The organism is Streptomyces murinus (assembly GCF_002154555.1).
Lineage (GTDB): Bacteria > Actinomycetota > Actinomycetes > Streptomycetales > Streptomycetaceae > Streptomyces > Streptomyces murinus.
In genome coordinates, this window is the sequence record NZ_MUNF01000252.1 from 1 (window position 1) to 11,534 (window position 11,534).

At 69.1% G+C, this 11,534-nt stretch carries 8 protein-coding genes; 5 read left to right on the forward strand and 3 right to left on the reverse strand.

Going from position 1 to position 11,534, the window contains the following annotated elements:
- The 3 genes from CCN72_RS16905 to CCN72_RS16915 form a co-directional block, all read right to left on the reverse strand.
- The coding region (locus CCN72_RS16905; protein ID WP_244174266.1) for a CpaE/TadZ family protein at positions 1 to 1,259 on the reverse strand (1,259 nt) is incomplete at its 3' end.
- Between the two features lie 12 nt (positions 1,260 to 1,271).
- Positions 1,272 to 1,982 carry a Flp pilus assembly protein CpaB gene (cpaB, locus tag CCN72_RS16910; protein ID WP_037664275.1) on the reverse strand — a complete coding sequence of 237 codons (711 nt, stop codon included), beginning with the start codon at positions 1,980 to 1,982 and terminating at the stop codon, positions 1,272 to 1,274.
- 73 nt (positions 1,983 to 2,055) lie between these two features.
- Positions 2,056 to 2,916: a hypothetical protein gene (locus CCN72_RS16915; protein WP_086808242.1), complete on the reverse strand. Its 861-nt coding sequence runs from the start codon at positions 2,914 to 2,916 to the stop codon at positions 2,056 to 2,058.
- 325 nt (positions 2,917 to 3,241) lie between these two features.
- Between CCN72_RS16915 and CCN72_RS16920 the strand changes: the two genes are divergently transcribed.
- The 5 genes from CCN72_RS16920 (at position 3,242) to CCN72_RS16940 (ending at position 11,408) form a co-directional block, all read left to right on the forward strand.
- Positions 3,242 to 4,972, forward strand: a complete 1,731-nt coding sequence (locus tag CCN72_RS16920; protein ID WP_086808243.1) for a chitinase — start codon at positions 3,242 to 3,244, stop codon at positions 4,970 to 4,972.
- 377 nt (positions 4,973 to 5,349) lie between these two features.
- Complete coding sequence (locus CCN72_RS41695; protein ID WP_402150100.1) at positions 5,350 to 5,649, forward strand: SseB family protein; 300 nt, start codon at positions 5,350 to 5,352, stop codon at positions 5,647 to 5,649.
- The gene (locus tag CCN72_RS16930) at positions 5,646 to 6,284 is read left to right on the forward strand and encodes a hypothetical protein (RefSeq protein ID WP_086808245.1); all 639 of its coding nucleotides are present in this window, start codon (positions 5,646 to 5,648) and stop codon (positions 6,282 to 6,284) included. The genes CCN72_RS41695 and CCN72_RS16930 overlap by 4 nt, the downstream gene beginning before the upstream one ends.
- The gene (locus CCN72_RS16935; RefSeq protein WP_086808246.1) at positions 6,284 to 11,047 is read left to right on the forward strand and encodes a putative T7SS-secreted protein; all 4,764 of its coding nucleotides are present in this window, start codon (positions 6,284 to 6,286) and stop codon (positions 11,045 to 11,047) included. The genes CCN72_RS16930 and CCN72_RS16935 overlap by 1 nt, the downstream gene beginning before the upstream one ends.
- Positions 11,048 to 11,054: 7 nt before the next feature.
- Positions 11,055 to 11,408: a hypothetical protein gene (locus CCN72_RS16940; RefSeq protein WP_086808247.1), complete on the forward strand. Its 354-nt coding sequence runs from the start codon at positions 11,055 to 11,057 to the stop codon at positions 11,406 to 11,408.
- Positions 11,409 to 11,534 lie beyond the last annotated feature (126 nt).

Consider the following 11,534-nt stretch of genomic DNA (forward strand, 5'->3'; position numbering starts at 1 on the left):
GTGGCGGCGCGCGCCCCATCGCGCCCACCGCCACCACGCACTCCGCCGCGCACGCCACCCCGCACCCCGCCCCGGTTCGCGCCCTCCGCCGCCCGCGCGAGCCCCAGCTCCCCCGCGAGCGCCCACAGCGCCTGTTTCACCGTGCTGCGCGCTTCCAGCTCATGGACCCGCCCCGCGTCCACCACCGCCTGGAGTTCCTTGAAGTTGGCGGGTACGGCGGTGCGCGCCAGCGCCGTACCGGTGATCCGCTGCACCAGCGCGGGCTGGATCTCGGTGTGCCGGCTCTGCCGGTTGACGACGACCGTGGTCTCCTCCGCCTTGCGGATCTGGAGCCGGTCCCACATCCGTACGGTCCGCTTGGCGGCGCGTACGGCGATCACGTCCGGCGTCGTCACCAGCAACGCCGTGTCGGCCGTCTCGATCGCGGCCGCGCCCGCCCCGCCGAGCTGTGCGCCGCAGTCGATGACGACCACCTCGTAGCGCGAGCGCAGGGCGCGCACGATCTGCCGGGCGGCGCGGTCGGTGACCTCCTCGCCGCGCTCCCCCTCGCCGGGCGCGAGCAGCAGCGCGAGCCCGGTGTCATGGCGGAAGAGGGCGTCGGCGAGGACGCGGGGCGAGATGTCGCTGATGGCGGCGAGGTCGGCGACCGAGCGCCGGAACTGGATGTCCAGGAAGGAGGCGACGTCCCCGCACTGGAGGTCGAGGTCGACCAGCGCGGTGGACCGCCCGGAGGCCTGTGCGGCGAGCGCGAGCTGTACGGCCGTGAGCGTCGCGCCGACGCCCCCCTTGGCGCCGCTGACCGTGACGACCGTACCGCCGGAGCCGCCCGGCGCCTCGCCGCCCTGGCCGAGGTGGCGTCGTACCTCCGTGGACCACTGGGCGACCGCCTGCACCCGTCCTGCCAGTTCGTCGTACGACAGCGGGAGCGCGACCAGGCCCCGGGCGCCGGAGTCCATGGCCGCGGCGAACAGGCCGGGACTCGCGTCGCTGGTGACGAGGATGACGCCGACCGCCGGGAAGCGCAGGGCGATCTCGCGGATCAGCTCCAACGCCGGTGCGGGGCCGATGCGTTCATGGACGACGAGCACCTCGGGCAGTTCGTCCACGGCCTCGGCGGCGAGCCGGGCGAGGGCGTCCACCAGCTGGGTGGAGTCGGTGACCGGCGGCTGCGGTTCGGCGTCGGGCAGCTGGCTGAGCAGGGTGACGAGGGAGCGGACGGCGTCCGGGTCGGCGCCCGCCGGGAGGATCCTGGTCGGCATGCGGGCCGCCTCTCACTTGTCCGTCGCGAGTTCGTAGGTGCGGTCCTTGTCCGGGACGCTCGTGTCGCCGCCGGGGCCCACCAGGGCGAGCCGGACGCGCTGGGCGAAGGACTCGGCGTAGGTGATGCGCTGGGCGTCGAGGGTGGACAGCGCGAAGGTGATCGGGACGGCCTCGCTCGGCTGCTGCTGGTTGTTCTTGGCGGCGTCCGGGTCCAGCGCGGTGATCCGGCCGACGTCGAGGACGCGGGCGTCGGTGACGATGATCTTCGACTGGTCGGGATCGCCCTCCTTCTTGCCCGCGAAGGTGGCGTACACATTGACCCGGGACCCCGGGGTGATCTTGCCCGCCACGCCCGTCGCCGCGTCGATCATGATGGCGACCTCCTGCTGTCCGGGCTGGAGGGCGGGCTGGTCCACGATCATGTCGCTCTGGAGCAGGGACCCGGCGCGCAGCGTGGTGACGGCGATCTTGCCCTGGAGCGCGCGCAGATCGGTGACCGCGGTCCCGGACAGCCACCGCTTGGGCATCCTGACCTTCTCGAACTGGCCCGCGTCCAGGGTGGTGTACGGCTTCACATCGGAGCGGACCCGGTAGGCGGTGACCTCGGGGCCGACCTTGGAGTCGACGTCATGGACGACGGAGAGCACACCGGCGAACGCGAGCAGAGCGCACAGGACGGACAGGAGCAGGAGTATCACGCCGCGGCGCTGACGGGAGTTCATGAACCGTGCAACCTCATTGGGGGAATCGGTCGTTCGGGATATGGACGGACAGCTCGTGGGCGTGTTCCCGGGGTCAGGCGGGTGTGCGGGGTTCCAGGGCCCGTGGGGCGGGCGGTTCATGGACGGGCGGGACGGCGGAGCAGAAGACGCAGCGGTCGCCGATGACGTCGAGCCCGCACCAGTGGCAGCCGGACTGCCGTACGGACGTGACCAGTTGGTACAGCACCGACAGATCGTCGAGGTGGGCGCAGAACTCGACCATGCGGCCGGTCCCCCACCAGGCGCGGGACTCGGCGGGCAGCGCGGTCTCCCGCACCCCCTGCGCCCCCCACGCGGTCCCGAGTCCGGCCGCCCAGTCGCCGGGCAGCTGCCCCTTCGCGAGCAGCAGCCAGGTGGGGAACTCGGGTCCCTTGAGGGTGACTTCGGGAGCGACCTTGACGAGCTGCGGCTCGGGATGGGCGAGTACGGCGAACTGGCTGCCCGGCACCCAGGACTTGGCGTGCGCCTTCAGGCCGACCGGCACCCGGTCGAGCCGGGCCACCGAGCCGAGCACGGCGCCGGCATGGATGTAGTGGGCGAGCAGCCGCCCGGCGGAGGCCAGCACCCCGGGGCTGAGGTCGCAGGAGGCGAGCTGCCGTAACTGGCGCCCCAGTACGGCGACTCCGAGGGGCGGCAGCTCGGGCCGGAGCAGCGCGATCCGGTCGCTCTCCAGCAGCGAGCGCAGGGTGTACAGGCGTCGTACGACCGGCTCCGGGGTGGCCGCCGAGCACAGCACGACGACATGGCCGTGACCCTCGATGAGGTCGCTCAGTTCGGTGAGGGCGTGATCGAGCGGCTGCCGGTCGAGTCCGGCCAGCACGACGGCGGGCATGGTGCGTTCGTCCTGTGGCGGCAGCGCCAGGTCGGCGCTGGTCACGGCAATGGCAGTTGGCACGCCCCGCTCCCCGGTGACTTCACTGCGTGACTACCTGAGCACTGTATCCACGCGTGCCGGGCGGGAGAACAGCGTTTGTGAAGCCCATGTGGAACTTGCTGGGGGCAAGTCCCCGCAAACCGGGGCAGGTTGCGAAACCCATCGACCCCCGCTTTGGTCTGGACCTCTTGACAGCAGGATTGGTCTGGACCAACTTGTCTGTGCACCGGTGGCCACCGGCTCCACCCCACGGATTCCACCCCGTCGGATTCCACCCTCCTGGAATTCACCCGTTGGCATCCACCCGCTGGACCCCTGCACCACTCCGACTCCCCCGGAGGTCCCCGTGGACCGAGCACCAGCCACTCCCAGACCACCCCGACGCCGGCTCGCGGCATGGTCCGCCGCCGTCACCCTCGCCCTCGCCACCGCCGGCCTCGCCGCGACCGCCACACCGGCGTCCGCGGCCGACGTCAACAACGTCGTCAACGCCGGCTTCGAATCGGGCCTGTCCGACTGGACCTGCTCGGCGGGCAGCGGCACGACCGTCTCCTCCCCGGTGCACTCCGGAACCAGCGCGCTCAAGGCGACCCCCGCGGGGCAGGACAACGCCCAGTGCACCCAGACGGTCGCGGTCAAGCCCAACTCCTCGTACACACTGAGTTCCTGGGTCCAGGGCGGCTACACCTACCTGGGCGTGACGGGCACGGGCACCACGGACGTCTCCACCTGGACGCCGGACACGACGGCCTGGAAGCAGCTGTCGACGTCGTTCACCACCGGCGCGAACACCACGTCGGTCACGGTCTACACCCACGGCTGGTACGGCCAGGCCGCCTACTACGCCGACGACGTCTCTCTCTACGGCCCCGACGGCGGCGGCACCGGCGGCGGCACCACGCCCCCCGCCGTCCCGGCCGCCCCCACCGGCCTCGCGGTCTCCGCCACGACCTCGTCCTCCGCCTCGCTCACCTGGTCCACGTCCTCGGGCGCGACGGGCTACAACGTGTACGAGAACGGCGCGAAGGTCTCCTCGACGACCGGTACCTCGGCCACCCTCACGGGCCTGTCCGCCGCCACCTCGTACTCCTTCCAGGTGACGGCGACGAACGCGGCGGGTGAGTCGCAGAAGTCGGCGGCGGTGACGGCGACCACCGACTCGACCGGCACCGGCGGCAACACCGGGGGCTCGCTCCCGAAGCACGCGGTGACGGGCTACTGGCAGAACTTCAACAACGGCGCCAAGGTCCAGAAGATCTCCGACGTGCCCGCCGCCTACGACATCATCGCGGTGGCCTTCGCGGACGCGTCCACCACGCCGGGCGCGGTGACCTTCACCCTGGACTCGGCCGACCTCGGCGGCTACACGGCCGACCAGTTCAAGGCCGACATCAAGGCCAAGCAGGCGGCCGGCAAGAAGGTCATCATCTCGATCGGCGGCCAGAACGGCACGATCTCGGTCAGCGACTCGGCCTCGGCCACGAACTTCGCGAACTCCGTCTACTCCCTGATGCAGACGTACGGCTTTGACGGCGTCGACATCGACCTGGAGAACGGTCTGAACGCGACGTACATGACCCAGGCCCTGCGCGCCCTGTCCGCGAAGGCGGGCCCGTCCCTGATCATCACGATGGCCCCGCAGACGATCGACATGCAGTCGACGTCCGCCTCCTACTTCCAGACGGCCCTGAACGTGAAGGACATCCTCACGGTCGTCAACACCCAGTACTACAACAGCGGTTCCATGCTGGGCTGCGACGGCAAGGTCTACAGCCAGGGCACGGTCGACTTCCTCACCGCCCTCGCCTGCATCCAGCTCCAGGGCGGCCTCTCCCCCTCCCAGATCGGCCTCGGCCTCCCCGCCTCCACCAGCGCGGCGGGCAGCGGCTACGTCTCCCCCTCGGTCGTGAACAACGCCCTCGACTGCCTGAGCGCCGCCACCAACTGCGGCTCCTTCAAGCCCTCGAAGACCTACCCCGACCTGCGCGGCGCCATGACCTGGTCCACCAACTGGGACGCCTCCAACGGCAACTCCTGGTCCGGCACGGTGGGCGCCCACGTCCACGCGATGCCCTGACCTGACCACCCCCGACCCCATGCACGAGGCGCCCGGCCTCCCCCTCGGAGGAGTCCGGGCGCCTCGTGCATTTCCGGCCAGCCCCACCCGATTCGCGTTGCGAGCGGCGATACGCCGATGTGATGCTCCCTGACGTGGCCTCAGGGGACGGAATGAATTCGGCAGCGGCAACGCGCAGCTCACGCCTCACCGAATACGTGGAGACGGCGGTACCCGCCGAACGGGAGAAGACGGAAACCCGTCGGCCGGACGAGAACACTTCTTTGCCGTCGAACAAGAATTCCTTTACCCGTTCACCTGCCGCCGAATTGGCACATGCGCGCCGCGAATTGGCCACGCGCGTAGGTGAGTTCCGCCGTACGGCCGTTCTCGTACCCGTGGACGAACACGACGTCCCTCTGACGGGCGACTACGGCGGCGTCCGCTGGATCTACGCCTTCTCCGACGAGACCGCCCTGGCCCGCTACGCGCTGGCCCGGGGCGAGGGTGACCGGGAGTGGGCGTACCAGCGCTGGCTGGGCGCCCGGCTGCTGGACGCCGCTGTGCCCGCCGTGGGGGTTCCGTGCGGGGTCGCGCTGAACGTGGGCGGCCGGGGCGCGCTGTTCCCGCCGGTCGTGGGGATCGTGCCGGACCGGGTGGCGGTGGACGTGAACGCGGAGCGGGGGGACGCGAAGTGAGCGGCGACGGCAAGGACTTGAAGACCGAGGGCCTGGCCCTGATCGCCAAGGGGCTGAACGACGCCCTCAGCGAGCTGAAGGAACTGGGCCTGGTGTACGCGGCGGACGCCGGCCGCGGCTTCGACAAAGTCGGCCTGACCGGGCTCCAGTTGGGCCACGACGGGCTGACCGGCGAATTCAAGTCGTTCTGCGAACGCTGGGAGTGGGGCGTGCGCGCGCTGATCGACGAGGGCAGCGGATTCGCCATGAAGACGGGCCTGGCGGCGGGCACGTACTACGACACCGAGAACTACGTGGTCGGCACGTTCAAGGACGTCGCCAACGCGGCGATCGGCAATCCCGACGCCTCCGAGGAGGACGTGGAGAAGATGGGCTGGGGGGACATCTTCAAGTCCAGCCCGTACGACGGGAATGTGGACTACAGCAAGAAGTCCTTCGACGACGCGTGGGCCAACAGCAAGCAGGGCTGGGCCGACGACGCCCGCGACTTCATGGACTCCCCTGCCGCGAAAACCATGGGCATCAGGCCGAGCGGCATGTCGGACGCGGACTACCACAAGCTGCTCGACAAGGCCTTCGGCCCCTCCCCCGAGGAACGCGCTCAGGCCGCCCGGCGGCAGGGCGGTGCCGGCTGATGGGTCTGGGTGAGCTGGGCAAGATCACCAACACCGTCCTCGGCGCCGGCGAGGAGACCTGGGACGCGGGCAAGAAGAAGGTCGGCGAGGGTGTCGACTGGGCCGCGCACAAGGTGGGCGGCGAGCTGGACCACATCGGCCTGCACAAGTGGGCCGACAAGGTCGAGGACGCGGGCGACGGGCTCGCCTCCTACCTGGGTGCCACCCCGGGCGAGAAGCAGCTCGGCGAGACCGACGAGCCGGAACAGCTCCTGCACGGCGCCCCGGAGCGGATCCGGGAGAGCGCCAAGCATCTGCGGGACTTCGACAGCGCCTTCGACAAGGTCGGCCAGGGGATGCGCAAGGTCGACTCCTCCGGCTGGGAGGGCGAGGGCGGGGACGCCTTCCGCAAGAAGTTCGGCGTCCACCCGGCCAAGTGGACCACCGCGGCCGAGGCCTGCCTCGGGGCGGCACAGGCTCTGGAGTCGTACGCGGACACCGTCAAGTGGGCCCAGAGCCAGGCCAAGGAGGCCGTCGCGCTCTACAAGAAGGGCACCAAGGCGTCCAAGGACGCGGTCGAGGCGTACAACAAGAAGGCCGACGCCTACAACGCGAAGGTCAAGGCGAACGAGGATCCGGGCCCCAAGCCCGAGCCGTTCCACGACCCCGGCAAGGCCGACATCGACTCGGCCGTGCACAAGCTCGCCGCCGCCCGCAAGCAGCGCAACACCGCCGCCACGGAGGCCCAGGGCAAGATCAAGGCGGCCCTCGCCCACGCCCCCGCCGAGCCCCCGCCACTGACCCGGCTGCGCCACGAACTCAAGGACGGCTGCACGGAGATCGACGCCGAGGCCGTCCACTTCGTGGGTGGCGTCGTCAAGGGCACGGCGGGCCTGCTCACCTTCGTACGCGGCCTCAACCCCCTCGACATCTACAACGTCACGCACCCGGCCAACTACCTCCAGCACGTCAGCATGACCCTCAGCGGTCTGGTGGCCCTCGACGAACACCCCGACCGCGCGCTGAAGGGCATGTGGTCCGACTTCAAGAAGGACCCGTCCGAGTTCGGCGGCCGGATGCTGCCCCAGCTCTTCGTCGGCGACGGCATCGGCCTGGAGACGGGCCTGACCCGCGACGCGGCACAGGCGGGCCTGCGTTCGGCGGCCGAGGGCACGCTGAAGGACGGGGCACGGACGGGCGCGGAGGACGCGGGGAAGGCCACCGCCCGGGACACGGTGCGCGAGGACCCCCATCAGCCCTCCCGCGAGCAGAATTCGGTGTCGAGTGAAGGTACCGACCCCATCGACCTCGCCACCGGCAAGATGTACCTGCCGCAGACGGACGTCGTTCTGCCCGGCACGCTCCCCCTGCTCCTCAAGCGGCGGGTGGAGTCCGGCTACCGCCTGGGCCGCTGGTTCGGCCCGTCGTGGTCCTCCACGCTGGACCAGCGCCTGGAGATCGACGCGGAGGGAGTCGTCTTCGTCACGGAGGACGGCCTGCTCCTCTCCTACCCCCACCCCGCACCAGGTCTGCCGACCCTCCCCAGCCACGGCCCCCGCCGACCGCTGGACCGCGTGGCCGGCGGCTACACGATCACGGACCCGGAGACCCACCGCACCTGGCACTTCACCGACCGGACCGAGCACCTGGCCGTCCTGGAGCAGGTGGACGACCGCAACGGCAACTGGCTCGCCTTCGAGCACGACGCCGAGGGCACCCCGCTGGCCGTCTTCACGAACGCCGGCCAGGGCGTTCGTATCACCACGGACTCGGGTCGCGTCACCTCGTACCGCCTGGCGACGACGGGCGAGGAACTCAAGCGCTTCGCCTACACGGACGGCAATCTCACCGAGGTGGTCAACTCCTCGGGCCTGCCCCTGCGTTTCGGCTACGACGACCGCGGCCGGGTGACGTCCTGGACAGACACGAACGACCGCTCCTACACCTACGCGTACGACGACCGGGACCGCTGCGTGGCGGAGGGCGGCGCCGCAGGGCACATGGCGCTCCGCCTGACGTACGCGGACCCGGACCCGGTCACGGGCCTGCGCACCACGACGGCGATGACCGGCGCGGGCCACACCCGCCGCTACCTGGTCAACGACGCCTGGCAGGTGGTCGCGGAGAACGACCCCCTGGGCGCGACCACGAGCTACGTCCGCGACCGCTACAACCGCCTGCTCTCCACGACGGACCCGCTGGGCCACACGACGTCGTTCCGCTACGACGCGACGGGCAACCTCACCTCGATCGTCCGCCCGGACGGCCGGGAGTCGAGGGCGGAGTACAACGAGCTGGGTCTACCGGTGAAGCTGGTCCACCCGGACGGCACGACCGTCCGGCAGACCTTCGACTCCCAGGGCAACCGCACTTCGGTGACGGACTCTTCCGGCTCTACGACCCGCTTCACGTACAACGAGTGCGGCCATCTGACCTCGGTGACGGACCCCCTGGGCCATACGACGACGCTGGTGTCCGACCGCGCGGGCCTCCCCCTGACGGTGACCGGTCCTCTCGGCGCGGTCACCTGCTACACCCGGGACCCGTTCGGCCGCCCGACCGCGATCACGGACCCGGCCGGCGCGACGACACGGCTGGAGTGGTCGATCGAGGGCCACCTGACACGCCGTACCGCCGCGGACGGCACGACGGAATCATGGACCTACGACGGCGAGGGCAACTGCACCACCCACACCGACCCGCTGGGCGGCGTGACCCGCTTCGAATACACCCACTTCGACCTGCTGTCCTCCCGGACCGGCCCGGACGGGGTGCGCTACGAGTTCGCCCACGACGCGGAACTGCGCCTGACCCAGGTCACTAACCCACAGGGCCTGACGTGGGAGTACGTCTACGACGCCGCCGGCCACCTGCTGACGGAGACCGACTTCGACAACCGCACCCTGACTTACGAGTACGACGCGGCGGGCCGTCTGACCTCCCGCCGCAACACCCTCGGCGAGCTGGTGTCCTTCGAGCGCAACGAACTCGGCCAGGTCCTCCGCAAGAACGCCGCCGGCCGGGTGACGACCTACGCCTACGACCTGACCGACCAACTGGCCCGGGCGACCGGCCCCAACGGCACCACCCTCACCCTGCTCCGCGACCGCCACGGCCGCCTGCGCTCCGAGACGGTCGACGGCCGGACCCTGACCCACACCTACGACGAACTCGGCCGCCGCACAGGCCGCACGACCCCGACCGGCGCCGTCTCCACCTGGACCCACGACGCAGCCGGCCACCGCACCAGCATGGTCGCGTCAGGCCGCCCGATCGACTTCACCTACGACAAGACCGGCCGCGAACTGACCCGCCGGATCGGCGACACACTCACCCTGGCCCACACCTTCGACCCCCTGGGCCGCCTGACGACCCAATCGGTGACGGGCATGGACGATGCTCTGCTCCAGCACCGCTCCTACACCTACCGGGCCGACGGCAACCTGACCGGCGTCGAGGACCACCTCTCGGGCCCCCGCCGATTCGACCTCGACGCGACGGGCAGGGTCACAGCGGTCCACGCGGCCGGCTGGACCGAGCGCTACGCCTACGACGAGGCCGGCAACCAAACCGAGGCGAGCTGGCCCCCCACCCACCCCGGCACGGAGGCAACCGGCCCCCGCACCTACCAGGGCACCCGCATCACCCGCGCCGGCAACGTCCGCTACGAACACGACCCCCTGGGCCGTATCACCCTCCGCCAGAAAACCCGCCTGTCGAAAAAACCGGACACCTGGCACTACACCTGGGACACCGAGGACCACCTGACCTCGGTCACCACCCCCGACGGCACCCACTGGCACTACACCTACGACCCCCTGGGCCGCCGCACCTCGAAACAACGCCTGGCGGACGACGGCAAGACCGTCCTGGAACAGGTGACCTTCACCTGGGACGGCACCACCCTCTGCGAACAGACCACCACCTCATCGGCCCTCCCGAACCCGGTCACTCTCACCTGGGACCACCAAGGCCTCCACCCCCTGTCCCAAACCGAACGCATCACCGCGGCAGACGCCCCACAACAGGAAATCGACTCCCGCTTCTTCGCCATCATCACCGACCTGATCGGCACCCCCAACGAACTCATCGACGAACACGGCAACATCGCCTGGAGAACCCGCAGCACGTTGTGGGGAACCACCGCGTGGGCAACAGACAGCACCACCTACACACCCCTACGCTTCCCCGGCCAGTACTACGACCCCGAAACAGGCCTTCACTACAACTACTTCCGCCACTACGACCCCGAAACAGGCCGATACCTCACACTCGATCCACTCGGTCTCACGCCTGCGCCTAACCCGGCCTCCTACGTCCAAAACCCCCACACGTGGCTGGACCCGATGGGGCTTGCGGGATGCCCTTCGGGCGAGAGTGGCGCCGCAGAGGTGGATCCGCGAAAGCTCGACTATCTATTCAACAAGAACATCAAGCCGGATTCACACAATTCTCCTCGCGCGCTCCAAAATGAATTGCAGCTTCACCGGATCGGCCTCAGTGATACTCCCGCCTCGCGCCGATACGTGACGGAACATCTGGAAGGTTTATCGCATCAGCCATTCGAGCAAACTTTCACCAAAGAATGGGACGGAGGAAGGGGAGACTTCGGCGTGACAAATTCCGTCCTCCATGGACCACATGGCGCTCTGGGTGTCGAGAGTACATGGGAGATTTTTCCCGACGGCGGACGCAGATTGTCTACCGTTATTTTCCGCGGCAGCGGTCCAAACGTGACCATCCGCGGCACCCTGCCACACTGGCCTGCCTACACCGAAAGGTAACTTGACGATGTACAGAGACTTTATCGTTCCCGATGACGAAGAGGTTCTCGACAAGATCGGCGAATGGCCGGAGACCGATGAAAATGGCGCACGCGTTATTACATGTCGACCAGACGACGTGGGTGATGTGCTCACCTTCTCGTATGAAACTCTATCCAGGTCGGTCAGGGCACGATGGACGAAGAGCAACGGGGAAGATGTCCTGGACATCTACCGTGAGGGTGCGACCCGGTTGACTGTTTCATCCGCTTCGCAAGCAAAGCATATTTTGATCGAGTTCCACATGGGCGAATGCGCCGGCGTCATGGAAATCCAAGTATCCCCGAGTCTATCTGTACAAGATCGACTTCTATACGTATGACAACGCACAACTAAACGCTCACTTACCCATACTTATTTCCGCCGGGGGGTGGGGGGCGCCGCAGAACGCAGAAAACCCCCGCACCATTGGTGCGGGGGTTTCCCTAAAAATTGTTCGGCGGCGTCC